The sequence below is a fragment of the Paraburkholderia sp. BL25I1N1 genome, from assembly GCF_003002025.1.
Classification (GTDB): domain Bacteria; phylum Pseudomonadota; class Gammaproteobacteria; order Burkholderiales; family Burkholderiaceae; genus Paraburkholderia.
In genome coordinates this window covers 409,966-436,217 of the sequence record NZ_PVZB01000002.1, presented here as the reverse complement: position 1 = coordinate 436,217, position 26,252 = coordinate 409,966, and the positions used below count along the sequence as shown (strand labels likewise).

Here is a 26,252-nt window from a genome sequence, read left to right as displayed (position 1 = left end):
TGAAAGACAGCAAGGTGATCGTTGCGATCAATAAAGACGAAGAAGCGCCGATCTTCAGCGTCGCCGATTACGGACTGGTGGGCGATCTGTTCACGCTCGTGCCTCAACTTTGCGATGCACTGAAGTAGCCAAGCCCTCATCGCTCACACGACTAGGGTTGCGGCTAAGTGTGCTCATGACCCATTTGAGGTTGTAGGCCAAGATCCGACCGACGGGAATGTGAACAGCAGACCCCAATATACCCGAAGATGAAGCGGCTGGGGCCTTTCGCCGATCCTGCGGAACGCTTCGGTGTTCGCCTCATTGTCATCTGCGATGAACAGATCTTGGAGCTTGACGCCGGTGTGCCATGCATCCAGCCTCGCGTGCATCTCTTTCGTCATAGACCGGGTTGCAACCGTCAAACGCGTCAGCAGGCACCTGTACATCGGCCAAGAGCGGTCTGTCGGCATTTACGCTCCGAAGTAGTCGAGTTGGGGCGTCATGCACTGAAGATCTGCGACCGAGAGCCTTATGTGCTCGCCTGTTGCAGATTCTGCTCCATATCGTTGCACGGTCCTTAGAATTCGACGTTTGTTCAACTCGAACGCGAGTCGCACCTGGTGTGCAGTCTCATTGCGAGCACCAAGCTCTTCGCAAACGACTTCAAATGGCAGCGCGAAGGCGCGGTATCCCCAGCCGAACCCACAACAATCTTCGACGCACAACTTTTACTGTAAGCGTGCGATCTGCCACACCGCATTTATAAGGGCGGATTGCTGGCGCTGAGTCGAATGATGATCATGTAGCCGGCCTCCTCGCCGCGGTTGTGCGACGAGGGTTAAAGTCAGTTTGCGAAACGCACTTTGACCCTGCGGAGACCGACATGAACTATTGTGGCATGGACCTGCATTCGAACAACTGCGTCATTATCGTCAGCGACGATAACGATCGCATCGTGTACCAGAAACGCCTGCCGAACGAGCTCGCGCAGCTTGCGGCAGCCCTTGAACCGTACCGGAACGAACTGGCGGGTGTGGTCGTCGAGAGCACGTACAACTGGTACTGGCTGGTGGATGGACTGATGGATTCAGGTTACCGGGTACACCTGGCCCATCCCGCTGCCATCAGGAAATACGACGGACTTAAACACAGCGGAGATTTCGCCGATGCGGCCTATCTGGCGCAGTTGCTGAGGCTCGGCGTGCTGCCCGAGGGCTATGTCTATCCGCGCGAGGAACGCGGGGCACGCGACCTGGCACGCAAGCGCATGCAACTGGTGCGCTATCGCACAGCACAAATCCTTTCGATCGAGGGCATCCTGATGCGGCAGACAGGGAGCAGGATAAATGGCGAGGCAGTCAAACGCCTGACGGCCAGTCAGATCGATGAATTTGCACTGGCGCCCGATGTCGCGCTGGCTCTGGAGGCCAACCGCGCGGTCAGCCAGGCGCTGGGGCAGCAGATCGAAGCGCTGGAGAAGCGATTGAAGGAATGCGTAAGTCTGCGTGCCGAGTACCACCTGCTCAGGACGGTGCCGGGCATCGGCGACACGCTCGCGACCACGATCATGCTCGAGACCGGATCGATCAGCCGCTTTACCCAGGTCGGCAACTTCAGTTCCTACTGTCGCTGCGTTGACAGTCTGAGGGAGAGTAACGGCAGGAAGAAAGGCGAAGGCAATACCAGGAACGGCAACAAGTATCTCGCGTGGGCGTTTGTCGAGGCAGCGAACTTCGCGATGCGTCACTGCCCGCAGGCCAGAAGCTTTTACGATCGCAAGAAGAGCAGGACGAACCGCGTCCTGGCGATCAAGGCACTGGCACACAAGCTTGCGCGGGCGTGCTACCACATGCTGCGAGACCAGAAGCCCTTCGATGTACACCTGTGTTTCGGGTAACGGTTTGGCCAGGGGCGATGAGCCAGGTGAAGGGACTGGTGTAAATCCATCCGAATGATTTGGACGCCGCCCTTGTGCCATCTGAACGCATGCAGAACGCTGAATCGCCCAGGCCGTGAGCCATCAAAGGACTGGCGTCGTCATGGCGATAGCCACAGGGAATGCAAACAACCCCCTGGACACGGTCTGGCACCAAAGTTTCTCTGGGGCGGCGACTGCCGCCAGGGCCGGTCGCGAAGCTTTGCGACCGGCTTGATCCCGACGGGTGTCTGGTGCGATTCAGTTCGCAACCAATGATTGAGAAAACGGGCGCGGTTACTGTTTGCACCAATGAAGATGGCGCACTGTCCTCGCTGTGAATTGACGCAACTGTTTGCGGCGTACTTCTTTTACCCTTGACTCCGGCCGGCTAATGGGTGTCCCTTCATGGCGTGCGCCGTGAAAAGGCGGCGCTTTTCCAGTGGGTGAAAGCCCCACCCGGCAACCGCTCCAGCCGGAAGCAACCGGAGCAATCGTGGAGGTAACGAAGCGGTTGAAGCCTTCGGTGAAGCGTGTCGCGAAATACGGTGACGGGGCGAGTGTGCAGGCCGTAACGCGAGTGAACGCCGAGCAAGCCTCGAAAAGGACGATGCGCAGGCCGACCCGAGAGCCATGTCGGGGAAGGCTGATACCGTTTCAATCTGCCATCCTTTTCCAGTTAGGGCATTGCGTATTGTCTGTGGGACACGACTCGCGTTTGCCGCAAGACATAGCAAGGTAGTTGGACGTGACATCGCCACGTAGAGGTCACGCATTTGTGCTTGCTGAGTCTTCGGAAGCTTGTTCAGCGGCTTTGAGGGCATGCCTGCGATGTACTCGAGTCCGAGCGTAACGTCGAACTTCCGACTGATGCCACCGTAGGACTCAAGCACGAGCGAAGCTGAATGCGTCTCTCCTTTCATGCTCGCGACTGTTCCCAAGTCGAATTGAAGTGACCGTCCTTGATCAGACACGTCGCACATGGCGACCGAAGGAGCGACTGCTGCGTTCGTAATGGCCGATGGTTTGTCGAACACACTCAACCCCATGAACGTTTCCATCTCAAGATCGTCGGGAAGATACGGCGCAAGTGCGTTGATTCAGTTTAGGCGATCAATGCGTTTTCACACACTCTGCCTCGCAAGCTGCCGTTGATTCAGGCGGCATCGAAGGGCGGCAACGGGTCGTCAAGACTCGTTCGCCGTTCCCGGAAGCCGACGTTCGACTGCATCTCATTGCGGATTACAGCAAAGTGGTGCTCTGCAGCCGCACGGCGACGGAACGGCGAGCGTCGGCAATGGCCGATATCGAGTCAATCGGCTTGGCAGTTCACCAGCGGTGATTGCCATTGGCCGTCCACGCTACGAGTACTCGCCTGCAGACGAGCAATCGTAATGGTTACGCTCTGAGCTGCTCGCACTGAAGGCGGCAAAGAGTTCGAATGTTTTTAACGCCATGAGAGCTTCAAGTCTCAATCGTATGGGCTCTTGTCGATCGGCACGCCCTCATTTTGATTGTTCGGTTTCGGATGTCGAAGTTGGAACTGCTTGCGGCCTCGAGTATTTGTGCCGCCATAGTGTTCGGCTACGCGACGATCGAAGGTGACGGGGCAAGAGGTACCCCGATTCGTCGGCCTTGTGTGTGCAAGGTGTGATGGCGATATCGCTGCGGTTCATCTAACGTAGAGTTGTTGTCGCCCGCGCACGCTCGTGCATCGCGAGTTAGTTGTGATGTGCGAGGGTAGCGAGGAAATTGTCTGCAGGCAAAGCGACGCTGATCGAGCTTTGGCGTGGCTCTGCGGGAAGGCCAACGACCTCTCGAATTATTGCAGGCCGACTCTGTGCGAAAGCGGCTGATACTTAAATATTAAAGACAGCTTTCATTTTTCGAGGTCTATTGCACGGCTGTCCAGCGAGGTTTCCGAGTCTATTGCTCAATTTTCGCGGTCTATTGTGCAGGGACACGATCTCTCGGACACTCACGCCTACGGAAACTCGTCTTGATTTCTTGAACGGTTAGTCATAATATCCGCTGCATGAAGCAATCAGGCGATTCGAAACAATCCACGAAGAAAGCCGGCGAGGTCTGCTCGCGCGGCAGGCCGCGCGAGTTCGACACGGACACGGTATTGGCGAGCGCGAGCCAGGTGTTCTGGAATCACGGCTACCACGCCACCTCGATCGACGACCTGTGCAAAGCCACCGGCCTGTTGCGCGGGAGTCTCTACGGCGTGTTCGGCGACAAGCACGGCATCATGCTGGCCGCGCTGGATCACTATGCGGAAGGGTCGGTCGCACGGCTCGCCGAGCGGCTGAACGCACCCGTGCCGCCGGAAGAATCGCTGCGCAACGCTTTGCTGCATTACGCTCGGGTCGCGTGCGCGCTCACCGGCGAGCGTAGCTGTTTCATCACCAACACCACGCTTGAAATGCAACCGGGCGACGAACAACTGCGCACCCGCGTCGCCGCGATTCAGCGCCGCATGGCGACGCTGCTGGCGGCGTCGGTGATACGCGGTCAGGCGAGCGGCGCCTTCAACTCCACGCTCGACGAAAAAGCTGTCGGCGATTTTCTGCTCTGCGTCATGCAAGGGCTGCGGGTGCTGGGGCGGGTCGCTCACAAGGAAGACGCGCTGATAGGAATCGTGGACGTCGCCATGCGTGCGCTCGTCTAAATTTTTTTGCCGAATTTTTGAACGATCAGTCATGAAAAGCGAAGCGATGAAGTCCGCTGCGGCGGCATGCGTTGGACCTCAAGGCGCCGCAGCCTCAGCGGTGATCTGTCCTAGCACCGCGGCCGCGAATCTGGCGACTGGTGTGCCAAAGGGCGTGGTAAAGGGTATGGCACCAGCGGCCGACAAGACCCAGACGCGCTTCGAACGGCAAGGCCTAGCGCTGGCGGTGCTATTCGTCGGCGCCTTCCTCGCGCCGCTCGACTACTTCATCGTCAACCTCGCGCTGCCCTCGATCCACACCGGCCTGAACGCCACCGACGCGCAATTGCAACTCGTCGTCTCGGCTTATGCCTCGGCGTATGCGGTGTTGCTGATCACGGGCGGGCGGCTCGGCGATCTGTTCGGCCGCCGCCGCATGTTCATGACGGGCATGGCAGCGTTCGTGGTCGCCTCGGCGCTGTGCGGGTTCGCGACCAGCGGACACATGCTGGTGATCTCGCGGATCGTGCAGGGCATCGCCGCCGCCGTCATGGCGCCGCAAGTGCTTGCCACGATTCGCGCGGTGGTGCCTCTGCATCAGCAGACCAAGGTGATGAGCCTGTATGGCTTCGTGTTCGGCTTGTCGTCGATCGTCGGTCAGTTGGGCGGCGGCGCGCTGATCACCTATCACCCGTTCGGCCTCGACTGGCGCATCATTTTTCTGATCAACATTCCGATCGGTATTGCGGCGTTTCTCGGCACGTGGAAGTTCGTGCCGGAGAATCAGCCGGCCACGCGCACCGGCATCGACGTGAAGGGCGTGGCGCTGCTGTCCGCCGTGCTACTGCTGGTCATCTATCCGATGACGCATGGCCGCGAAGCCGGCTGGCCGGCGTGGACCTTCGTGATGTTCGCGCTTGCGCTGCCGGCGTTCGCGCTCTTCGTGATCACCGAGCAGCGCGTGGAGCGCGGCGGCGGCCATCCGCTGGTGGATCTGCAGTTGTTCCGCAACCGGGCCTTCGCGTTAGGGCTCGTGCTTGCGTTTCTGTTCTACTGCAATAGCGCGTTTTTCCTGACCTACGGGATCTTCCTGCAGACCGGTTTGCACTGGACGCCGCTCGCCTCCGGCATGGCGATCATGCCGTTCGCGATCGGTTTCGTCGTCGGGCCGCTGGCCTCGCCGGCGGTGGTCAAGCGCATCGGCGGCCATGTGCTCACGCTCGGTTTTTCGATGATGACGGTCGGCTTCATGGTCACGGGCTGGTCCGCCACCCAATCGGCTACGCCGGATCTGCTGTTCTATTGCGGGCTGGTATGCGCGGGCGTCGGTCATGGGCTGCTGCTGCCGTCGATCATGCGCATCGTGTTGCTGGAGGTCGTGCCGGAGAAAGCCGGGCTTGCTTCAGGCGTGGTGTCGTCGACGCTGCAGATCGGCTCGGCGTTCGGCACGGCAGCCATCAGCGGTGCGTTCTTCGGCGCGATTGGCGGGCGCGCGGCACCTGGCGACTACGCGCACGCGTTCCAACTCAGCCTCGCGATCAACGCACTGCTGATGTTCTTGTGCATCGGCTTGAGCGTGCTGCTCGTGCGGCACCAGCAACTCGTGCTCCGCCGCCCGGCGCAGCCGGTTTGAAAATCCGGCAGCGGCAATCGTTTTCAACAAAGATTGCCCGAGGTTATTAGGCATTTTTTTAAACGAGAGTGATTTTAAGCATGGCGCATTTACCGGTGAGTTCGTTATTCACAGGTAATCTTGCTATGCACGATCAGAATAAACCCTGAATCGCTGTCCGCCGGAGCATTAGATATGACGAAACCGCATTCGCATTTTCTACTGGCGGCGCGGGCACTCCGCAGTAAGCCTTGCGATCGTGCAGTGCGGCATGGAAAGGCGGCCTGACAGCCGATTGCAGGGTTTTCCCGGTTTTTACCCATCGACAGCCGGAAGTGGAAGCCATCCCACTTCCGGTGAAAACGGTATCAATAAAAAGCGCTTGCGGCCATTAATTTCGATTGTTAATCTTGCCCAATCCTTTAGCGTTTTCCTTCAGCAGATCCATAGTCGAAAAAACCGGCACAATGACTTAAATACCGTTCAACGGTTCCGTAGGGGGACGAATATGCTGACCGCTACCATTGACGCATTCCAGGCACCGCTCACCGCCCCGATCAACATCGGCGACGTCGTCACCTTGAAGGAAGGCGGCTCGCGCATGACGGTAACCTACGCAGGCCCCGTTGCGCTCAATCCTGGCGACTGGCTGATTTGCGAATGGTTCGATGAGCACGGCGAACTGCGCCGCGAGATGTTTTCACCCGCGAGCGTACGCGTCGAGCCGCGCTCCATTCCCGCTGGTTCCGTCTTGTGGAACCGCATGAGCCGCGCGGCCTGAACGGCCCGCAGCGGGGTCGGCCGGCGCCTTGGCCGACCAGCCCGTTTTTCCGCCTCGCCACACCACGCCTGATTTACTTGCCGGAGCGATCCCGCTCGCTCGCGCGTCGTTGCACGCGCACCAGCAGCGCGCTGGAAAACGCCCGCATGCTGACGAGCTTGCGCGTCTCCACGACTTCGCCCGCAATGTTCTTCGGCGGGTTCGGTTGCAATGACCAGTAGAGCGCGAGCAGCCAGCCGAACACGGTCCAGCCGAGACAGGCATTGAAGAGCGCCAGCGTCAGCACGTCATGACGCTTGCGCCGGTCCGCCACCACGGCCGGCAAAAAGTAGAGCGCCAGCGCCAGCACCGCGGCGATGGCCTGCACGACGACATTGCCTCCCATGAAGCGGCTCCCTCGCGATAGGCGACCCATGCTGCGATTGTCGCGCGATTATTTTGTTTGCGTAAGCTCGCCGCAAAGCGTTGCGCCGTGCGTGGGATGACTGCCACCGGCAGTTCGCGCCGCCCGCTCAGCGAGGCCAATGTATTGCGAGGGGTTCAGCCAATCCCGCAACCGGACTATGATGATCGTTTCGACAGAACAGATCCCCACGGACCGCCATCATGATCTCCGACGATACCCAGCAGGCTCAGCGCATCAACCCCGAGACGCTACGCGAATTCGTGGACCGCAAGTGGAACGACGAGATCGTGCCCGCGTTGACGGACTACATTGCCGTGCCGGCCAAGAGTCCGGCGTTCGATCCCGAGTGGGTCAAGCACGGCTATCTGGAGCGCGTGATCACCGACGCGGCGCAATGGGCCGAACAGCAGCCGGTGCGCGGTCTGAAACTCGAAATCATCCGCTTGCCTGGCCGCACGCCGGTGATCTTCTTCGAGTCCCCAGCGACGCGTTCGGGCAGCGAAGAAACCATCGTGCTGTATGGGCACCTCGACAAGCAGCCCGAGTTCGACGGCTGGCGCAACGACCTCGGGCCGTGGACACCCAAGCTCGAGAACGACAAGCTCTACGGCCGCGGCGGCGCCGACGACGGTTACGCCATCTACGCAAGCATCACCGCTCTCGCCGCGCTGGACGCGCAAGGTGTCGAGCGTCCGCGTTGCGTCGGTCTGATCGAAACCTGCGAGGAGTCGGGCAGCTACGATCTGCTGCCCTATGTCGACGCGCTGCGCGAGCGGCTCGGCAAGGTCGGTCTGGTGGTGTGCCTGGATTCGGGCGCGGGCAACTACGATCAGCTGTGGCTCACCACGTCGTTGCGTGGACTCGTCGCCGGCGATCTCGAAGTGCAGGTGCTCGACGAAGGCATTCACTCGGGCGGCTATGGCGGCATCGCGCCGTCGAGCTTCCGTATCATGCGGCAACTGTTCGACCGGCTGGAAGACTCCGCCAACGGCACGCTGCTGCCAAAGGGTTTCCATATCGACATCCCCGCGGACCGTTTGCGTGAAGCGGAAGCCACCGCCAGGATTCTCGGCGACGACGTCTGGAAGAAGCTGCCATGGGCGTGCGGCCAGGACGGCCGCCAGGTGCTGCCCACCACCACCGATCCGAAAGAGGCCTTGCTCAATTCGACATGGCGTCCGTCGCTGTCGGTGACCGGCGCGGCCGGCTTGCCCGCGCTCGCTGACGCCGGCAACGTGCTGCGTCCGCGCACGGCGTTCAAGCTGTCGCTGCGTCTGCCGCCGATGATCGAAGCGGAGAAGGCCGTCGCCGAGCTGAAGGCGCTGCTCGAAGTCGATCCGCCGTACAACGCCAAGGTGACGTTCAAGCCGGACGCGGGTGCGGCGAGCGGTTGGAGCGCGCCCGATCTTGCACCGTGGCTCGCCACCGCGCTCAACGACGCGTCGCGCCGGCACTACGGCGCCGACGTCGCGTATATGGGGCAGGGCGGCACCATCCCGCTCATGAACGTATTGAAGGCAGGCTTCCCCAAATCGCAGTTCATGGTGTGTGGCGTGCTCGGACCGAAGTCGAATGCGCACGGGCCGAACGAGTTCCTGCACGTGCCGTATGGCAAGAAGCTCACGGCCGCGGTTGCCGAGGTGATCGCCGCCGCGCCCTGAGCAAGTTCTTTAACTTCTGCTTGGCCTGAATCCGTCACGTCCGCCGACCTTGTGAATGACCGATAACTCGACCGCTCAACCCGTCACGCCCCGGATTCCGGCCGATCAATTGCATGCCTATGTGAGGGCAATCTGGGAGCGGGCGGGCAGCACGCCACGGGAAGCGGAACTGGTCGCCGATCATCTGGTGGCGGCCAATCTGACGGGCCACGACTCGCACGGCGTGGGGATGATTCCGCGCTATGTGGCGTCGCTTGCCGACGGCGAGCTTCAGTTGAACCTGCATGCCGACGTGGTCAAAGACGCGGGCGCCGTGCTGACCGTCGAAGGCGGCAGAGGCTTCGGTCAGGTGGTGGCGTTCGAGGCGATGGAGCGGGGTATCGAGCGCGCCAAACGCCTCGGCATCTGCGCGGTCGGCTTGCGCGGCGCGCATCACATCGGGCGTATCGGTCATTGGGCCGAACAGTGCGCACGGGCGGGTCTCGTGTCGTTCCACTTCGTCAACGTGGCGGGCGATCCGCTCGTCGCGCCGTTTGGCGGCGCGGACCGGCGCATCGGCACGAATCCGTTTTGCGCGGCGTATCCGCGGCCCGGCAAGCCGCCGCTCGTGCTCGACTTCGCGACCAGCACGGTGGCCTATGGCAAGACGCGCGTCGCCTATAACCAGGGCAAGCAGGTTCAACCCGGCGCGCTGATCGATCACGAGGGCCGCGCCACGCTCGAACCCAAAGTCATGCACGAAGCGCCGTTCGGTTCGCTGACGCCGTTCGGCGGACATAAGGGTTTCGGGCTCGCGGCCATGTGCGAGATCTTCGGCGGCGCGCTCTCGGGCGGCTTTACCACGCACTCGACCACGCTCGGCACGACCAACGCGATCATCAACTGCATGCTGTCGGTGATCATCGATCCGGCCGCGTTCGACGCGCCCGATGCGCAAGCCGAAGCCGACGCGTTCATCGACTGGGTGAAGGCCTCGCCGCTCGCGGCCGGCGCCGACCGTATCTATGAGCCCGGCGAACCCGAGCGCGTGACGCGCGCGCAGCGCGAGGCGGAGGGTATTCCCGTGGATTCGGCCACATGGGCGCAGATTCTCGCCGCGGCGCTCGCCGTCGGCATGAGCGCGGAAGAAGCCGGCCGCTGGTCCGCGCGTTTGCAATAAACGATTTTGATGCAAAGGCGCGGGCGCGATGGGTCGCCCGCGTTTTGATTATGCGAAGCGCATACACCGTCTGTTAGCCAACCCATCGCAGAAGAAAATAATTCGCCGCTTATCATTTTCGATTGCATTTTCTAATCGAAAACAATTTCTCTTTCTTGCCATTCCGGTAAGACATTCAATCCCCGGCCGCGCGCAAACTGATTGCGCGCCGCGCGCCTGTTTGCGGGTTGATTTCGCCCATTTTCGGTGCGCAAGCGTTTGCGTCGATACGACATGCCCCCTGTGCGTTCTCTTTCCCGCAGAACGCCTGCTGGCGGGATTTTGAACGCGGCTTGCATTCATCTGTTGGTTACCCCGCTCCCATCCAATTCCGGTCTGCTTTAGGCTCGCATAGCAATACCACTGTTTAACCTTAAAAGGACCGTTCAAAATGAATCTGCATAACCATCACGCCTGCCGTCCGTTCCTCGAAGCCGGCAATCTTTCTCAAATTTCGGCTTACTACGAAGAAGGCCGCAATGTCATGTGGATGATGTTGCGGGCGCAGCCGCGTCCCTGTTTCAATCTCGATCTGGTGCATGACATCCTGGAACTCGCGCAGGCAGCACGGGAATCAGGATTGCCGATCGATTTCTGGGTCACCGGTTCGTTGATTCCGACCATGTACAACGTCGGCGGCGATCTGGACTTCTTCGCAGACGCGATCCGCGCCGGCAAGCGTCAGGCGTTGATGTCCTATGCGCGCGCCTGTGTGGATTGCGTGCATGCGGCGTCGCGGGGATTCGACACGGGGGCGATTTCGATCGCGATGGTGGAGGGCACGGCACTCGGTGGGGGCTTCGAGGCCGCGCTCGCGCATCATTTCCTGCTCGCGCAGAGCGACGCGCGTATGGGCTTCCCGGAGATCGCGTTCAACCTGTTCCCGGGCATGGGCGGTTATTCACTGGTGGCGCGCAAGGCCGGCATGCGGCTCGCGGAGGAGCTGATCGGCGTCGGCGAATCGCATACGGCCGAATGGCATTACGGCAAGGGTCTGGTCGATCAGCTGTTCGAACCCGGCGAAGCCTATATGGCGACCCGTACTTTCATCGACACGCTCAAGCCGAAAATGAACGGCATCCGGGCGATGCTGCGGGCGCGCCAGCGCGTGCTGCAACTCTCGCGCGCCGAGCTGATGGAAATCACCGAGGATTGGGTCGACGCCGCCTTCACGATCGAGGAGAAGGACCTCGCCTTCATGGAGCGGCTGGTGACGCTGCAGAACCGCCGCACCTCGAACCTGCGTCAGACGGCCAGCGCGGCCAATTTCGCCTGAACTGACCCGAGGTCGGCGACGGGTTCGACCGCGGGTTCGACCACAACGAGCCGCAACGGTGGCGGCACCAGAAGCTCAGGCAATCAGCCTGAGCTTCTGTCTATCCTGCAACCAGCGTTCGAATTCAGCCGCCGGCATGGCCTGACCGTACAGGAAGCCCTGCACGTAATCCACGCCCAGGCCCTTCATGAACACTTCTTCCGACTCGGTCTCGATCCCCTCGGCGACCACCTTGAAATTTAATTCCTGCGCAACGGCCACCATGGAGCGCACGAGTGCCTGCGCTTTGGTGTCGGCGTTGATCGAGCGCACGAAGCTGCGGTCGAGTTTGATGACGTCGAGCGGAATCCGGCCGAGCTGCGATAGCGACGAATAACCCGTGCCGAAATCGTCCAGATGAACCTGCGCGCCGAGTTGGCGGAACTGCTTGATCAGATCGATCGCGGCCGTTTCGTCTTCGATCAGGCAGCTCTCGGTCAGTTCGAGGTCGATCAGGCAAGGGTCGAGCCTGGCGTTCTGCAACGCCTCGCTGAAATGGCGGACCACGGCCGTATCGACCAGTTGCCGCGCCGACACATTGATTGCGATGCGCAGGTTGTAGCCGTCCGCCTTCCATTTGGCGGCCTGTTTCGCGGCCGTTTCCATGACCCAGCGGCCCAGTACGCCGATCAGCCCGGACTCTTCCGCGTAACGGATGAACTCGTTCGGCATGATCTGCCCGCGCTCCGGCGAATTCCAGCGCACCAGCGCTTCGACGCCCTGCACCACGCCGGTGGCGAGCGACAGTTTCGGCTGGTAGTGCAGCGTCAGTTGGCCTTCTTCGAGGCCGCGCCGCAGGTTGGTGTCGAGCCACATGTACTCGGCGACGCGGCGGTTCATTTCCGGCGAGAACACGCGGTGCGTGCGCTTGCCTTCGTCTTTGGCGACGTACATGGCCGTGTCGGCGGAACGGATCAGCGATTCGAGGCTGTCGCCATGTTCCGGATACAGCGCGATGCCGATCGAGCAGCCGGTGTAGACCTCTACGAGCCCGAGCGCGAACGGTGTGCGCATGCGTTCGAGAATGCGCTGCGCGGTGGTTTCGAGTTCGTGCGCCGTGCCCTTGGCGGCGAGGACGATGAATTCGTCACCGCCGAGACGCGCGAGCGTATCGCCTTCATTCAGGCACTCGCCGATGGCCGACGACACGTCGCGGATCAGGCGGTCGCCGAAGACGTGGCCGTAGTGGTCGTTGACCTTCTTGAAGTTGTCGAGGTCGAGGAACAGCACGCCGACGGCTTCGCCTGGCGCTGCGTCTTCGATAGCGGCGCGGATCTTGTCCTGGATCGCGTTGCGGTTCGCGAGGCCGGTGAGCGAGTCGGTATTCGCCAGTTCGGTGAGGCGTTCCTGCGCGAGCCGTTGCTCGGTGATGTCGGTGCCGGAGCAGATCAGGAATTGTTCGTCGATGCCGCTGCCGCTCTGCACGAACTTGTTGCGGAACAGAAACAGCCGCTCGCCATGCACTGTTTTGACGCGCCGCTCGACTTCGTACGACACACCGCGATTGAAGAAGCCCGCAATGTTCTGGCTGGAGGCCGCGCCGTCTTCGGTGGACATGAACAACGCCCAGACGTTGCGGCCGACAATGTTCTCTTCCTTGACGCCCGTAAGTTCTTCGGCAAGACGGTTGAAGCGCTGTATTCGACCATGCCGGTCGACGATCACGACAACCGAATTCACTTCGGACACGACCTGTTCGGCAAACGAGAGGCCGTGCACCAGATCGCGGGCGACGGATTCGGTGTCGTCATAGGCCGAGGCGGTGCCGGCCCAACTGTTGCTGCTGAGTTTTTTACCGACCAGATGCAGACGCAACGGTTCGCCGAACAGCCGCACGTCGAGGACGAGGTGCGAGGTCACGCCTGTGAGGCAACGGATTTGCGAAGCCTGCTGAGGATTCAACGGAATGGCGACACTGGCCGGCACGTCGCCAGTGACGGGCGTGAGTTCGAGCGCGTTGCTGTCGTTCGACAGACGCCAGCATGGGCTGCTTGTGCCGAACTGGGCAAATAGCACCTGCTCGTGTTGGTCGTCGTTCATGAGCTCCCCGGGCGGTGTGTGCCGGTGGCCGCCTTGAAGGCGGAGGCGGCAGACAGTCTTCATCATACTTAAGACTGTCCCCATTGTAGCGAAGCGATTGGAATAAGGCTTATAAAGATTTACGGTCAGTAAAACTTGTGCCTTTAGGCTTTTTCACGCCCTTTTCTACATGCTATTTTTTCCGTCACACTCAGGTAATTTACGGCGATCCGCGCGCATTCCAAAAGCTAAAACCGCCGCGCCAGCCACGCGCGAGCCTTTTCTCTTTCGGCGGGAACCGCTTCCAGCGACGGTTCGAACCAGAAAGTCCCTGCCACGAGCGTCGCCGCCACGACCCCGTCGCGATACAGAATGCGGTTTCCCGCTACTGCGGGCACCCGTTCGCCAACCAGCAAAGTGCCCGCGAGATTCAGTGGATCGGTCCCGGCGACACAGACAAAAGCACCGTCGTTCGCATGTCGCCGCACTTCTCGCAGCACGGGAATTGCTTCGGGCAGCGAAAATTGTTCGCCGGCGAGGCCGTTCACAAAGCGTCCGCCGCGAATCACGCCGCGCGCTTCGAGCCGCTGAAAAACGCGCAGCAGGTCTCGCCACGGCGGCAGCCACTCGGCTTCGCGTTCGAGCAGACGCCAGAACACCACGCCATAACGGCGCAACAGCGTCATCGCGACATGTTCCAGCACTTCGGGCGGCAATTGCCGGCGGCGCTCCGGCACATTTTCCGTCGCGGCAGCAGGACCGGCGGTGGGCCGGCTGACGAGCGCCCAGCGTCCCGCATCGTCCATGCCGCCGATCAGCGCGCTCGAGCGCGCGCGCCGGTTGCTGGAAAACGCGTTGCGTTTGGCAACCGGTTTCAGCAACGCGCGCAAGCCCGCGAAACTGTCGGAGTTCACGAGGCCCGCCGCCACTAGCTCACCCAGCGCATTCTCCAATTCCATACGCAATACGCGAACTTCGGCGAGCAATTCGTCGAAGAACATCGCGCCGTGTTGCAGGAGCGTTTCATACACGCTCTGCGCGCGCGCCGACAACTCCGGTTGTTTCGACGGATCGAGCAACGCGCTCCATACGCGCACTTGCGCACGCGGCAGCAGCACGATTGGCGTGCTGCGGATCGGCCCGCCGGTGCCGCGCGCGCGTTCCGTCAGGCGCGTCCAGACGATCTTGCCGGCCCGGCATAGTTCGTCCAGCGAAGTATTCGCGTACGCCTTCACGCGCGCGGGCAGGATGTCTTCCTCCCATGCGGCCGCCGCGGCCTGGAAACCTTCGAGCTGTTCGAGGACCGCGGCCAGCGCGTCGCGCCCTTCGCTGCGTGTGTCCGGCGTCAGATGCTGCCACTCGAACAGAAAGCGCATGAAATCGTGCCGCTCCACCGGCTCGATTTCGCGCCGCAAGCGTTTCACGGTGTAACGGTGAATCCGCGCGAGCAGATGTCGTTCGCACCATTCTTCTTCGGCCGCTTGCGGCGCGAAGCGGCCGCGCATCACGTAGCCTTCGGCTTCGAGGCGCGTCAGGCTCTGTTCGACCGATGCGGCCGGCAATTGCAGCGCGTCGGCAATCGCGCCGACAGGTAGCGGGCCGAAGCCGGTCAGACGCGCACGGAGCACGTCGATCAGCGCGTCGTCTTCGTTCCAGCTTTCCGTGAAACCTTTCGGCGCGGCCAGCGGCGGCGCGAATTCAGCGTGCGGATAGAGCGCCTGAAAACAGGTGACACGTTCGACCGGCAGCCACAGGGCGCAATCGTGGGCGAGCTGCAGGCGGGTGGCGCGGCCGGACTCGGCCAGCGAAGCGAGCCAAGCCGGCCAGCCTTCGTGGCGGCGCGCTTCGGCCTCGGTGATGCAGGCAAGGCCGGTCAACGCTTCGTGCATCTCGTCGGCGTTGCGCGCTTGCGGCCATGCTTCGTCGCGCACGCTTTCGATGGCGTCGGCATCGAGCGCGCCCAGATCGTCGGCACTCGACGGGTCGGTCCAGCGGCGGTTCAGCACGGCTTGCGTGCGGCGTTCCTCGATCGGCGCGTCGTCGAGATAGGCGTACGGTTTCGCGTTGAGGATTTCGGCGGCGAGCGGCGAGGGCGCCGGCAAATCGCGCGCGACCAGTTGCACGTCGCCCTGTTCGATACGGCGCAGCAGCGCGATCCAGCGTTCGCTGTCCATCGCCTCGTGCAAACAGTCGTCGACGGTTTGCTCCACTAACGGATGATGCGGCAGCTCGCGTTCACCGACCACGTTTTCCAGACACGCGGCCTGTTCGGGAAACACGTTCGCGAGCAGATCTTCGCTGCGCATGCGCTGCAATTGCGGCGCGGTTTTGCGCCCGCCCGTGTATCGCGGCAGGCCGAGCGCGGTCGTGGCGTTCCAGCGCCAGCGCACGCCGAACAATGGCGCATCGAGCAGCGCCTGAATCAGCAGATGCTCGGCACTGTTCGAATGCAGATAGCGCCATACTTCGTCGAGCACGAAGGAGTGGCTGCCGGTCAGCGACAGCACGATCGCGTCTTCGGTGGCGGCGGCTTGCAGCTCGAAGTTGAACGTGCGGCAAAACCGTTTGCGCAACGCGAGGCCCCACGCGCGGTTGACCCGGCTGCCGAACGGCGCGTGGATCACGAGCTGGGTGCCGCCAGATTCGTCGAAGAAACGTTCCATGACCAGCGTGTTCTGCGTGGGCAGCACGCTGAGCGCGGCGCGCGCGCGGGCGAGATAGTCGACGATCTGGCGCGCGGCGGCTTCGTCGAGATGCAGGTTGTCGATCAGCCAGTCGATGGCGTGGTCGATGCGGGCGGAAAGCGTGTCGGCTTCGGCGCCCGTTTCCTCGGCCGCCGCGTTTTTATCGTCGAGAAGGCGAGCGATCTGTTCGCGCAGACGCGCGACGCCGAATGACAACTCGTCGCTGCGCCCCGGCGCTTCGCCGAGCCAGAACGGAATATTCGGCGGCTGGCCCTGCGCGTCTTCGACCCGCACGCGCCCGCTTTCGATCCGCAGAATCCGATATGACGCGTTACCGAGTTGAAACACGTCGCCGGCCAGACTTTCGACAGCGAAATCCTCGTTGACGGTGCCGATATTGATGGCCTGCGGTTCGAGCACGACGGCATAGTCGGCGTTTTCGGGAATCGTGCCGCCCGACGTCACGGCGACCAGCTTGCCGCCGCGCCGGCCGCGCAGCGTGCCGCTCACCACGTCGCGATGCACGTAAGCGGCGCGCGGACCGTTGCGGCTCGTGTAGCCTTCGGCAAGCATGCGCAGCACGGCGTCGTACTGGTCGCGCGTCAGGTCCGCGTATGGGGCCGCGCGCCGCATCAGGTCGAACAGCGCGTCCTCGTTCCATTCCGCGCTCGAGACTTCCGCGACGATCTGCTGGGCCAGCACGTCGAGCGGCGCGCGAGGAATGCGTAGCGCGTCGAGTTCGCCGCGCCGCACGCAATCGAGCAGCGCGGCGCATTCGATCAGATCGTCGCGCGAATTCGGAAACAGTCTGCCTTTCGGCATGCCGCCGACATGGTGGCCCGAGCGCCCGACCCGTTGCAGGAACGGCGCGATCGCGCGGGGCGAACCCATCTGGCAGACCAGATCGACGTCGCCGATATCGATGCCGAGTTCCAGCGAAGCCGTCGCGATCAGCACGCGCAGTTCGCCACGTTTAAGGCGCTGTTCGGCGTCGAAACGATGTTCCTTCGCGAGACTGCCGTGATGCGCGGCGACCACGTCCTTGCCCAGCCGCTCGGTCAGATGACGCGCGGCGCGCTCGGCCATGCGGCGCGTGTTGACGAAGATCAGCGTGGTGCGGTGCATCGCCACCAATTCGGCGAGGCGGTCGTAGACGCGCTCCCATACTTCGTTGGGCATGACCGCTTCGAGCGGCACGGGCGGAATCTCGAGCGCCAGGTCGCGTTCGCGAATATGACCCACGTCGACGATCGCGCAGTCGGCGGGAATCCCGCTGTCGATGCTGCCGCCGCCCACCAGAAAGCGCGCGACCGCGCTCACCGGTTTTTGCGTCGCCGACAAACCGATTCGCGGCAAGCGCCTTTGGCACAGCGCGTCGAGCCGTTCCAGGCTGAGCGCGAGATGGCTGCCGCGCTTGCCGCCGGCGAGCGCGTGAATTTCGTCGACGATCACCGTGCGCACGGTCGACAGCATGCGCCGGCCGGAGTCCGAACCGAGCAGCACGTAAAGCGATTCCGGCGTGGTGACGAGAATATGCGGTGCGCGCTTCTTCAGCGCATTGCGTTCCTGCTGCGTGGTGTCGCCCGTTCTCACGGCGGTGCGGATATCCAGCGGCGGCAAGCCGCGCGCGTCGAGTTCCGCGGCGATGCCCTGCAGCGGTAACTGCAGGTTGAGGCGGATGTCGTTGGAGAGCGCCTTCAGCGGTGACACATAGACCACCAGCGTTTCGTCGGGCAGTGCGCCGCCGTTGGCGAGGCCCTGCTGGACCAGATCGTCGAGCGCGGACAGGAAGGCGGTGAGCGTCTTGCCCGACCCGGTCGGCGCGGCCACCAGCGTGGAGCGGCCACCGCGAATCTGCGGCCACGCGGCGGCCTGGGCGTCGGTCGGCGCGGGGAAGGTCTTGAGGAACCAGCTCGCGACCGCGGGATGGAAATCGGCGAGCGCGCCGGCCGTCGAGAGCCCGATGGCGGGCGTCGCGACGGATGTGACGGCGGGCGCCGCGCCCAAAGCAGCAGTAGTGGTGGAAGCCGAAGTCATGCTTGCATAGTTGGGGGCGAGGCGTGCCATATCCAGAGGGCGGCGAAAGCTGCCGGTTGCATGGTTCAGGAGTTAGTCTGGCAGGTTTACCCCAGTTTTGCCGAGGGCTGCGGATCGGCATTTATGTCGCGAGCGAAAGCCGCGTTGCGGGAATTTTTGCCGCGTGACGCGCGCCTGAGTCACGCGCTGCCGGATTTTGCCGATTGCAGTACTCTCTACGCCTCACCCATCCACGAACCACGATGGAGTCTCGACGATGCGATACAACCAGTTGGGCCGTACCGGTGTTTTTGTCTCAGAGCTATGTTTGGGCACGATGACCTTCGGCGGCGGCGGGGGCATCTGGAAGCAGATCGGCGACCTGCAGCAGGCGGACGCGGAGCGGCTGGTCGGCCGGGCGCTCGACGCGGGCATCAATTTCATCGACACAGCCGACGTCTATTCGGAGGGCCTGTCCGAACAGATCACGGGCCAGGCGCTGAAAAACCTCAAGGTGCCGCGCGACAAGATCGTGGTGGCCACCAAAGTCTTCGGCCAGACGGGCGAGTTTCCCAATGCGCGCGGCGCTTCGCGTTATCACATCATCGACGGCGTGAAGGCGAGTTTGAAGCGTCTGCAACTCGATCACGTCGACCTGTATCAGATCCACGGTTTCGATCCGGCCACGCCGATCGAGGAAACCCTGCGCGCGCTCGACACGCTCGTGCAGCATGGCCATGTGCGCTACGTGGGCGTGTCGAACTGGGCCGCGTGGCAGATTGCGAAAGCGCTCGGCATTTCCGAGCGCCTCGGGCTCGCGCGCTTCGAAACGTTGCAGGCGTATTACACGCTGGCGGGCCGCGACCTCGAACGCGAACTTGCGCCGATGCTGCACAGCGAAGGCCTCGGCCTGATGGTGTGGAGTCCGCTTGCGGGTGGCCTGCTGAGCGGCAAGTATGGGCGTGAGCAGCAGGGCGAGGCGGGCAGCCGTCGCACGACGTTCGATTTTCCGCCGGTCAATCGCGAGCGCGCGTACGACTGCATCGACGTGATGCGCGCGATCGCCGAGTCGAAGCAGGTGTCGGTCGCGCAGATTGCGCTCGCGTGGCTGCTGCATCAGCGGGTGGTCACCACGGTGATTGTCGGCGCGAAGAAGGTCGAGCAGCTCGACGACAATATCGCCGCGACCGGCGTTTCGCTCACCGCGGATGACCTCGTCAAACTCGATCAGGTCAGTGCGCTGCCGACGGAATATCCGGGCTGGATGCTGGAGCGTCAGGGCGAGCCGCGTCGCAAACAGCTCGAAGAGGCGCGGCATCCGGCGGTGTAGCGGCAGCCCGGCATCTCGCGATGCCGCCGGTCATTCCGTAGCAGCCTGCGCTGCGTCAGACGCCTGCGCTGTATAAGCCGCCGTGGCATCCATCGTGCGAGCCGAGTACACCATGGCGGCGCCCGCATTGACGGCGATCGCCACGCCCAGCGCTTCGGCGATTTCCTCGCGCGTTGCGCCATGCTTGAGCGCTTCGGCGGTATGGACAGTGATACAGCCGTCACAACGCAGGCTGACCGCCACCGCGAGCGCGATCAGTTCGCGCGTCCTGGCGCCGAGCAGGTCCTTCTTCTGGCCGGCGGTCGACAGCGCCTGATAGCCCCTGACGGTATCCGGCGAGAGTTTGGCGATTTCGCCGATACGGCCGAACAGTTCCTGACGGTAATCGATCCAGTTCAACATGGCAGTGCTCCTTGGGGTGATGCGCGTCGGCAAGTGCCGGCGTCGTGAGACAAGTATTGCGCCGCGCCGCGATATCCTGAATACTCGATTCGCTCAACTTTTAGCGCGATCGTCTCATGGATACGCTTAGCCGACTGATCGACCTTGCCCGGCCCCAAGCCAGTCTCGACCTGCGTTGCCTGCTGTCGGGCGCCTTCGACATCGATCATGGGCAATTGGAAGCGGGCATCGCGCCGTTTCATCTGGTGCTGGACGGCGCGTGCGTCGTCGAAACCGCCGACGGCGCCCAGCGCGAGTTGCGCACGGGCGACTTCATGCTGTTTCCGCGCGGCGCGGCGCATCGGGTGCGCGATGTGCAGCGCTCGAACGCCACCGCACCGTTGACGCAAAGCCATGACGGCATGCTGCCGTTGCGACGCAACGACGGGCACGACGGGAACGACAGCGCGCGCGTGCCCGCGGACCTCGATCTTCTGTGCGGACGCTTCGTCTATTCGCCGGGTTCGTCGGCATTGCTGCTGAACGCGCTGCCTGATCCGTTGCATGTCTCGCTGAGCGGCATGGAAACGCGTGGCTCGCTGCAAACGGTGATCGCGCTGATGCGCAGCGAGGCCGAACGACGCCAGGCGGGCGCGCTCGCGATCGTCACCGCGTTGAGCCACGCGCTGCTCGCCATCGCGCTGAGGGCGCACGGCGAGCAGAACGCCTCGGCGTCAAGCGTACTCGCCTTGCTTGGCGACGCGCGCCTCGGCGCTTCCGTGCAGGGCATGCTGAGCGCGCCCGAACGGGCGTGGACCATCGCCGAACTCGGCGCTCTCGCCGCCATGTCGCGCGCCACTTACGCACGCCACTTCAACGAGCGCGCGGGCATGACGGTGATGGACTTTCTTACGCAGATTCGCATGACCATCGCCTGCGATCTGCTACGCCGCACGCAGCGCAGCGCGGCCGAGATCGGCGAGGCGGTGGGCTATCAATCGGAAGCCGCTTTCGGCAAGGCGTTTCAGCAAAGTGTCGGCGTGCCGCCGGGACGCTACCGGCGTCGTCCGCAAGAGAACGATGGGGCGGAAATCTAGCTACGGCTTGCCCGGTTTGCCCAACCAGCGATGCTCGATCCACGACATCAGAAAGGCCACCAGCAACGCGCAGACCGTGCCGAGCGTCACTTCGCCGAGGCGAAGCAGGGCTCTGTCCCACGCGGGCCCCATGCCCGGCACCAGCAGCATGATCGTTGCCGTGATTCCGCCCAGGCGCGCCGCGCTGCCGACATTCAGAGTCCAGCACAGGGCGATCGCCACGCCCACCGTGGCCGCGTAAGCCGCGAAATAGCCGGCGCCGAACGTGGCGCCCACCAGTCCGCACAAGCCGCCCAGCATCGCGCCGATGAATTGATCGCGCGACAGGTTGCGGGTGTCGACATAGCTATGCTGGCTGACCGCGATCGCCGTGATGGCGGCCCAGAAGCTTTGTTCCGTATGCAGCAGGCGGCCGATGGCGACCGCCAGACTCGCGCCGGCGACCGCCTGCACAGCCATGAAGCTGCCTTCGATCAGGCGCTCGCCGAGCGGCAACGACTTAAGAAAGGCAAACAGCGAGTTGGCGGCGCTCGCCCGTGCGGTGCGTCGGGAATCGTCGGGTGGGATCATCGGATGGGAGGAGCCTTGTTGCGGCATGAAGGTCACGTATTCTAGCGACTCCAATTGACGGTCGAACTAACCTTCACGACTGCGCAGCCGGCGATACCAACTCATCAACGGTGTCGCCGAAACGCCGTGAATCACCACGGACGCCGCGATCGCCGCCAGCGTGAACGGCACGAGTGGGGCGACCTCGGTTGCAGCGCCGTTTTCCAGCGCGTACGCGAGGTAGTAAAACGAACCGATGCCGCGTATGCCGAACCAGCTCATCAAACGGCGCTGCGCCGGCGTCGCGCTCGATCCGAGCAGCGACAACTCCACCGCTGCCGGCCGCACCAGCACGAATAGCGCCGCGGTCAGCGCGACGGTGTGCCAGGTAAAGAGCGGCGTGTGCAGCGTGGCGAGCACATTGCCGACCATTGCCATGACGGCGACCTCGGCGATGCGTTCGAGCTCGATCGTGAAGCCGAGCACCGACTCCGTCATATACGCGTGCGCCTTGCTCGGATTCGCCGCGGTCGCTTCGACGTCTGCGGAATCCACGGTGCCGATGGTCTCGCGTGGCGACTGGCCGCCGCTCGCGCGGTGTTCGACACGGCGCATCGCGACACCGGCGGCGAACACGGCCAGAAAGCCATAGGTGTGCGCAAGCTGCGCGGCGCCGAACGACAGCACGATCAAACCGAGCGCAAAAAAACCTTCGAGTCCGAGCGCCTGCGCGTGGCGCGTGCGCAGCCACGTCACCGCGTGTGTGGTGGCCCAGCCGAGCATGCCGCCGATCGCGATTCCGCCCGCCACGCCCCACACCATGCTGCCTGCGAGCGCCAGGTTCAACAGATCGCCCGCTTCGGCGGCGGGCGCCGCGCATAACGCGAGGCCGAGCATCGCGAAAGGCAGCGCGATGCCGTCGTTCAGTCCGCCTTCGCCGGAGAGCGCGAAGCGCAGCAGATCGTGGTCGCCCGGGTTGTGCACTTGCACATCGTGGGCCAGAACCGGGTCGGTCGGCGCGAGGATCGCCGCCAGCAGCAAGGCCGGCCCCCAGCCGAGATGCAGGACGTACACGCCGAACAGCATCAGCAGTGGAATGGTCGCGAGCATCGCAAGAAAGCCCAGACGCAGCGGCACGGTCCAGAGTTTTTCGAGCATGCCAAGCCGCAACCGCAGGCCGATAGCGAACAGCGAGACGAGCAATGCGACTTCGGTAATGGTGCGCAGCAGGTGCGCGTCGGCGATCATATCGAGGTGCAGCAAGCCAACACCGGGCGGCCCGAGAAAGTAGCCGATCGCGAGATAAAACATGGCGGCGCTGATGGGTAGGCGCCGCAGTGTGGTCGCCGCCAGGCCCATGAAAACGAGCACGGCGCCAACAATGAGAAACCACAAAGTTTCGTGCATGAGCATCCGGTGAGGGCCCGCATGCGCGTGCTGCATGCGTGGCCGGTTGAACAGCGGTGCGCCCCGCCGCGCCGATTACTGGCGTGTCATTTCAGGGCGCGCGTCCGAATGCTTCGCGCAGCTTGCGCTTGGCCTGTTGCAAGGTGTCGCGGCGCGTTTTCGGCAGGTTTTTGCCGGCGCGGTTGATATAGAAGTTCAACATCGACATGGCCGACTGGAACGGCGTGCCTTTGCGGCGGCGGCTCTTCGTGGATGACTGCTTGAGCGATTGCGCGATTGATTCCGCGCTGCCGGTTTTGAACACATCGTGCTGGATATCCATCGCGTCACTGGTTTCCATCACGTGATGCGACCACTTCTTCGGGCTTTTAGCGGCATGCGCCGCGTGAGCCTTGGCATGCCGCTGGCGCGGCGGCCGGCCCGACTTGCCGCGCGTGACCGGGCGCCTGGACTTGCTGGTGGATTTGCGTGTGGCCATGCTGCCGCCTCCTTATCAAATCTTGCGCGCGCTGATCACGCTCATTGTGCTCTCAAAGTGAAAGGCGCCGGCTGCCGCGATGGCGGCATGCCGGCGCATCGGTGTCAGCACACGTGGCGCCCTACGGCCACGTGCGCCGACCGTGAGCACGCGTTACAACTTCAGGCCGCCGGCCTCCGGCGCATCCGACGACGCGGGCGGAACGTCGCCCACGCCATAGTCGTCGCGACGCAAGTTCGAGTCGCGGCCCCAGTAGGGTTCGCTGCCGTAGTACTGATGCACGGACGTGGCCCAGGTCTGGTCCGCCATGGATGGCCAGTGGTCCTTGTCGAAGCCCGGGGCGTTCTTCACGCGTTCCGCGGTCATGTTCAGCACGAAACATTTGCGGCCGGTATCGAGCGTCAGTGCATGCCATGGAATGGCGAGCAGCTTGTCGCCGATGCCGAGAAAGCCGCCGCTCGAGAGCACGGCATACGCAACGCGGCCCGAGCCGACGTCGAGCATGATGTCCTTGATCTTGCCGATGTCCTCGCCGTCGCTGCTGAGTACCTTGTTGCCGTCGAGTGTGGCGGCGGCCATCACGTCCGGGCCGGGGCCGTCCGCGGTCGCGCTGCCCTTGCCGATGACCCGGGCGCCCTGTTCCTGGCGCATGCCGCCTTGCGTCTGTGTCTGGTTCACCATGATGAGCCTCCTCTACAGGTTGGGTGTGTGCAAGTTGAGCAACCGGCGTTCCTTGGTGTGGCGCAAGGCGTGCGCGCGATATTGCGCGAGGTGCTCCATGCGTCGTACACGCGCGCGGTTTGCGCGAAGCGCGTGCGTAGCGGCGTGCCGGACGTGGCGTTGAACGCGTAAAGCGTGCTGACACGATTGAAAATATTTCGTCGGAGAAGAGGAAGACAGCTAAGGAGCAACTGCCGACTGACTGGCTCGCGACGACGCGTTTCACAATGAGGCTGGCGGCATGTCCTTGCAATGCGGCATAGCCCTTGCGGGATGGTTGGCCAGCAGCGCGATTGATCATTTGCGCGCGCTGTCCATCTATCCACGGAGACTTTGATGAAACATACAAAAGCATTGCTGGTGTCGGCACTCGTTGCGACGTCGGGCGCGGCGTTCGCCCAAGCGGGCGGCGGCAACGGTAACGGCGGCGGTGCCGGCACCGGCGGTTCGGGGAACGCTCACGGCGCGGCGACAGCGGCACCGACCACGAATGGACAACCCACATCGGGAGCGATGAGTTCCAGTGGCTCCAAATCGCATCACATGTCCAAAACGAAAACCAAGAAGCCGATGACCGATTCGACCAATACGCCGGGCGCGGACGCAAGCAGCGATACGAAAGGTCAGTGAGCGCGCAGTGAAGCGGCGGGGCCAAACGCGACGATTCAAGAAGCGCGACAGGCCCCGCGCTGTGATCTCTCCAGTTTCAAGGTTCTAAGGCGCGGGCTGTTTCACTGCACGCGACGCACTCGCCGCGCGCGCGCCTGCCACCCGAGGTGCGGCGGCTCGCCGTGCAGCTTGCGCTCCCGTCTTTGCATCGACCTTCGCGGCTGCCGCTTTGCGCACCACGCGCGATTTCTTCAGCAGACTCGTGATCGAATCGTCGATGCTTTCCGCCACCGCCGATTCGCGCGCCTTGCGGCCTTTCGCACCCGCCTGCCGTGCGAGCTTCGCCGCGCGTTTCTCCGCCTCCGCAAGCAGCGTGGCCAGCGCGACTTCATCCGCTTTCAACCCGCGGCGCGATTCAGCGGGCGCGAGGCGCTGCAACTCGTCCGCTTCGAACGAACTGATCACGGCGGGGTGAATGTAGCAACGCCTGCACACGGCCGGCGTATTGCGCAGCAACGCCGCCACGTCCTTCACGGTCGCGACGATATGACGGCGAGCTTCAGCCGCGCTGCTGCATATCAGGCGACGCAGCGCGGCCAGCGCATAGACGCTGCCGGCCCACGTGCGATAGTCCTTGGCCGTGAAGTCCGCACCGCTCGCGCGGCGTAGATAGTCGTTGATATCGGCGGAGCCGACGGTGTGGCGCGTGCCGTCTGCGTCGAGATACTGGAACAGGTCGTGGCCCGGCAGATCGGCGCAACGCCGCACGATGCGTTTGACGCGCGGGTTGTTCACTGTCACGTCGTGTTCGACGCCGCTTTTACCGCGAAATTTGAAGCGCAACTGGCCGGCTTCGATCTTCACGTGCTTCTTGCGCAGCGTCGTCAAGCCATACGACTGGTTATCGCGTGCGTATTCGACACTGCCGATCCGGATCAGCGTCGTATCCAGCAACTGCACGATCGCGGCGATGACTTTGTCGCATGGCATGCCCGGCAGATTCAGGTCGCGCGCGACACGGGCGCGGATCTTCGGCAACGCACGGCCGAACTCGGCCATGCGTTCGTATTTGTCCGCGTCGCGCGTTTCACGCCAGCGCGGGTGATAGCGGTATTGCTTGCGGCCACGCGCATCGCGGCCCGTCGCCTGGATATGGCCGCGCGGATCCGGACAGATCCACACGTTTTCATACGCCGGCGGAATGGCGAGCGCGTTGATGCGTTTGATTTCGTCTTCGTCGCCGATGCGTTTGCCCGTCACGTCGAAATACGCGAAGCCGTCCTTTTCACGCTGGCGCGTGACGCCGGGCCTGGTGTCGTCGGCGTGGCGCAGGCCCGGCGGCAGGGCGGCGGGCGTGGACTGTTTAGCGCTGTCGTCGTCCGCGCGTGCAGGGCGGCGTTGAATCGGGGTCGTTGTAGCAGCCATCGTCGCTGGTAGAA

The 26,252-nt window shown here is 63.1% G+C and carries 20 protein-coding genes and 1 pseudogene; 12 read left to right on the top strand and 9 right to left on the bottom strand.

Annotated elements, in window-relative coordinates; genetic code table 11:
* From B0G73_RS04790 to B0G73_RS04760, 5 genes and pseudogenes are all read left to right on the top strand, one after another.
* Positions 1-128, top strand: a pseudogene (locus tag B0G73_RS04790) (electron transfer flavoprotein subunit alpha/FixB family protein); the annotation flags it as partial.
* Positions 129-865: 737 nt separating this feature from the next.
* Complete coding sequence (locus B0G73_RS04775) at positions 866-1,879, top strand: IS110 family transposase (protein ID WP_106278356.1); 1,014 nt, start codon at positions 866-868, stop codon at positions 1,877-1,879.
* Between the two features lie 2,053 nt (positions 1,880-3,932).
* Positions 3,933-4,571: a TetR/AcrR family transcriptional regulator gene (locus B0G73_RS04770; RefSeq protein ID WP_106278355.1), complete on the top strand. Its 639-nt coding sequence runs from the start codon at positions 3,933-3,935 to the stop codon at positions 4,569-4,571.
* A 31-nt stretch (positions 4,572-4,602) separates the two neighbouring features.
* Positions 4,603-6,183, top strand: coding sequence for an MFS transporter (locus tag B0G73_RS04765; RefSeq protein ID WP_106278353.1), 1,581 nt, complete (start codon positions 4,603-4,605; stop codon positions 6,181-6,183).
* Between the two features lie 487 nt (positions 6,184-6,670).
* Entirely contained in the window at positions 6,671-6,943 is a 273-nt protein-coding gene (locus B0G73_RS04760) for a YodC family protein (RefSeq protein WP_106278351.1), read from the top strand.
* A 73-nt stretch (positions 6,944-7,016) separates the two neighbouring features.
* On the opposite strand, the gene B0G73_RS04755 is transcribed toward B0G73_RS04760, so the two are convergent.
* A complete protein-coding gene (locus B0G73_RS04755; RefSeq protein WP_106278350.1) occupies positions 7,017-7,328 on the bottom strand; it encodes a superinfection immunity protein in 312 nt (103 codons plus the stop codon).
* Positions 7,329-7,549: 221 nt separating this feature from the next.
* On the opposite strand from B0G73_RS04755, the gene B0G73_RS04750 reads away from it, so the two are divergent.
* From B0G73_RS04750 to B0G73_RS04740, 3 genes are all read left to right on the top strand, one after another.
* On the top strand, positions 7,550-9,010 hold the full coding sequence (locus B0G73_RS04750) for a M20 family metallopeptidase (protein ID WP_106278348.1): 1,461 nt from the start codon (positions 7,550-7,552) through the stop codon (positions 9,008-9,010).
* A 55-nt stretch (positions 9,011-9,065) separates the two neighbouring features.
* Positions 9,066-10,169, top strand: coding sequence for a malate/lactate/ureidoglycolate dehydrogenase (locus tag B0G73_RS04745; protein WP_106278346.1), 1,104 nt, complete (start codon positions 9,066-9,068; stop codon positions 10,167-10,169).
* Between the two features lie 430 nt (positions 10,170-10,599).
* Positions 10,600-11,484, top strand: a complete 885-nt coding sequence (locus B0G73_RS04740) for a crotonase/enoyl-CoA hydratase family protein (RefSeq protein ID WP_106278344.1) — start codon at positions 10,600-10,602, stop codon at positions 11,482-11,484.
* A 75-nt stretch (positions 11,485-11,559) separates the two neighbouring features.
* Here the strand turns inward: B0G73_RS04740 and pdeR are convergent, their stop codons facing one another.
* Both pdeR and B0G73_RS04730 read right to left on the bottom strand, forming a co-directional pair.
* Positions 11,560-13,563 carry a cyclic di-GMP phosphodiesterase gene (pdeR, locus tag B0G73_RS04735; protein WP_106278342.1) on the bottom strand — a complete coding sequence of 668 codons (2,004 nt, stop codon included), beginning with the start codon at positions 13,561-13,563 and terminating at the stop codon, positions 11,560-11,562.
* A gap of 227 nt (positions 13,564-13,790) precedes the next feature.
* On the bottom strand, positions 13,791-18,263 hold the full coding sequence (locus B0G73_RS04730; RefSeq protein WP_258193168.1) for a DEAD/DEAH box helicase: 4,473 nt from the start codon (positions 18,261-18,263) through the stop codon (positions 13,791-13,793).
* A gap of 256 nt (positions 18,264-18,519) precedes the next feature.
* Between B0G73_RS04730 and B0G73_RS04725 the strand changes: the two genes are divergently transcribed.
* Positions 18,520-19,572 (top strand): aldo/keto reductase, encoded by a 1,053-nt coding sequence (locus B0G73_RS04725; RefSeq protein WP_106278338.1) that lies wholly within the window; start codon positions 18,520-18,522, stop codon positions 19,570-19,572.
* 30 nt (positions 19,573-19,602) lie between these two features.
* On the opposite strand, the gene B0G73_RS04720 is transcribed toward B0G73_RS04725, so the two are convergent.
* On the bottom strand, positions 19,603-19,974 hold the full coding sequence (locus B0G73_RS04720; RefSeq protein WP_106278336.1) for a carboxymuconolactone decarboxylase family protein: 372 nt from the start codon (positions 19,972-19,974) through the stop codon (positions 19,603-19,605).
* 116 nt (positions 19,975-20,090) lie between these two features.
* On the opposite strand from B0G73_RS04720, the gene B0G73_RS04715 reads away from it, so the two are divergent.
* On the top strand, positions 20,091-21,050 hold the full coding sequence (locus B0G73_RS04715) for an AraC family transcriptional regulator (protein WP_106278335.1): 960 nt from the start codon (positions 20,091-20,093) through the stop codon (positions 21,048-21,050).
* Here the strand turns inward: B0G73_RS04715 and B0G73_RS04710 are convergent, their stop codons facing one another.
* The 4 genes from B0G73_RS04710 to B0G73_RS04695 form a co-directional block, all read right to left on the bottom strand.
* Positions 21,051-21,620, bottom strand: coding sequence for an aromatic acid exporter family protein (locus B0G73_RS04710; protein ID WP_106278333.1), 570 nt, complete (start codon positions 21,618-21,620; stop codon positions 21,051-21,053). It lies immediately after the preceding gene.
* Between the two features lie 66 nt (positions 21,621-21,686).
* Positions 21,687-23,006, bottom strand: a complete 1,320-nt coding sequence (locus tag B0G73_RS04705) for a sodium:proton antiporter (protein WP_106278426.1) — start codon at positions 23,004-23,006, stop codon at positions 21,687-21,689.
* 91 nt (positions 23,007-23,097) lie between these two features.
* A complete protein-coding gene (locus tag B0G73_RS04700; protein WP_106278331.1) occupies positions 23,098-23,484 on the bottom strand; it encodes a DUF3175 domain-containing protein in 387 nt (128 codons plus the stop codon).
* Positions 23,485-23,637: 153 nt separating this feature from the next.
* On the bottom strand, positions 23,638-24,165 hold the full coding sequence (locus B0G73_RS04695; RefSeq protein ID WP_106278329.1) for a PRC-barrel domain-containing protein: 528 nt from the start codon (positions 24,163-24,165) through the stop codon (positions 23,638-23,640).
* A 27-nt stretch (positions 24,166-24,192) separates the two neighbouring features.
* Here B0G73_RS04695 and B0G73_RS40390 point away from each other — a divergent pair, with 27 nt between their 5' ends.
* Together B0G73_RS40390 and B0G73_RS04690 are read left to right on the top strand one after the other, a co-directional pair.
* Positions 24,193-24,336, top strand: a complete 144-nt coding sequence (locus B0G73_RS40390) for a hypothetical protein (RefSeq protein WP_181196492.1) — start codon at positions 24,193-24,195, stop codon at positions 24,334-24,336.
* A 204-nt stretch (positions 24,337-24,540) separates the two neighbouring features.
* On the top strand, positions 24,541-24,834 hold the full coding sequence (locus B0G73_RS04690) for a hypothetical protein (RefSeq protein ID WP_181196491.1): 294 nt from the start codon (positions 24,541-24,543) through the stop codon (positions 24,832-24,834).
* Positions 24,835-24,918: 84 nt separating this feature from the next.
* Here B0G73_RS04690 and B0G73_RS04685 read toward each other — a convergent pair whose 3' ends face one another.
* On the bottom strand, positions 24,919-26,238 hold the full coding sequence (locus B0G73_RS04685; RefSeq protein WP_106278325.1) for a DNA topoisomerase IB: 1,320 nt from the start codon (positions 26,236-26,238) through the stop codon (positions 24,919-24,921).
* Positions 26,239-26,252: the final 14 nt, after the last annotated feature.

Bases quoted from the DNA above. Each gene is read 5' to 3' on its own strand.
- B0G73_RS04745 (WP_106278346.1), top strand. From the start codon at position 9,066: ATGACCGATAACTCGACCGCTCAACCCGTCACGCCCCGGATTCCGGCC.
- B0G73_RS04760 (WP_106278351.1), top strand. From the start codon at position 6,671: ATGCTGACCGCTACCATTGACGCATTCCAGGCACCGCTCACCGCCCCG.
- pdeR (WP_106278342.1), bottom strand. From the start codon at position 13,563: ATGAACGACGACCAACACGAGCAGGTGCTATTTGCCCAGTTCGGCACA.
- B0G73_RS04750 (WP_106278348.1), top strand. From the start codon at position 7,550: ATGATCTCCGACGATACCCAGCAGGCTCAGCGCATCAACCCCGAGACG.
- B0G73_RS04730 (WP_258193168.1), bottom strand. From the start codon at position 18,263: ATGACTTCGGCTTCCACCACTACTGCTGCTTTGGGCGCGGCGCCCGCC.
- B0G73_RS04720 (WP_106278336.1), bottom strand. From the start codon at position 19,974: ATGTTGAACTGGATCGATTACCGTCAGGAACTGTTCGGCCGTATCGGC.
- B0G73_RS04700 (WP_106278331.1), bottom strand. From the start codon at position 23,484: ATGGCCACACGCAAATCCACCAGCAAGTCCAGGCGCCCGGTCACGCGC.
- B0G73_RS04765 (WP_106278353.1), top strand. From the start codon at position 4,603: ATGAAAAGCGAAGCGATGAAGTCCGCTGCGGCGGCATGCGTTGGACCT.
- B0G73_RS04690 (WP_181196491.1), top strand. From the start codon at position 24,541: ATGAAACATACAAAAGCATTGCTGGTGTCGGCACTCGTTGCGACGTCG.
- B0G73_RS04695 (WP_106278329.1), bottom strand. From the start codon at position 24,165: ATGGTGAACCAGACACAGACGCAAGGCGGCATGCGCCAGGAACAGGGC.
- B0G73_RS04710 (WP_106278333.1), bottom strand. From the start codon at position 21,620: ATGATCCCACCCGACGATTCCCGACGCACCGCACGGGCGAGCGCCGCC.
- B0G73_RS04755 (WP_106278350.1), bottom strand. From the start codon at position 7,328: ATGGGAGGCAATGTCGTCGTGCAGGCCATCGCCGCGGTGCTGGCGCTG.
- B0G73_RS04775 (WP_106278356.1), top strand. From the start codon at position 866: ATGAACTATTGTGGCATGGACCTGCATTCGAACAACTGCGTCATTATC.
- B0G73_RS04770 (WP_106278355.1), top strand. From the start codon at position 3,933: ATGAAGCAATCAGGCGATTCGAAACAATCCACGAAGAAAGCCGGCGAG.
- B0G73_RS04705 (WP_106278426.1), bottom strand. From the start codon at position 23,006: ATGCACGAAACTTTGTGGTTTCTCATTGTTGGCGCCGTGCTCGTTTTC.
- B0G73_RS04685 (WP_106278325.1), bottom strand. From the start codon at position 26,238: ATGGCTGCTACAACGACCCCGATTCAACGCCGCCCTGCACGCGCGGAC.
- B0G73_RS04715 (WP_106278335.1), top strand. From the start codon at position 20,091: ATGGATACGCTTAGCCGACTGATCGACCTTGCCCGGCCCCAAGCCAGT.
- B0G73_RS04740 (WP_106278344.1), top strand. From the start codon at position 10,600: ATGAATCTGCATAACCATCACGCCTGCCGTCCGTTCCTCGAAGCCGGC.
- B0G73_RS04725 (WP_106278338.1), top strand. From the start codon at position 18,520: ATGCGATACAACCAGTTGGGCCGTACCGGTGTTTTTGTCTCAGAGCTA.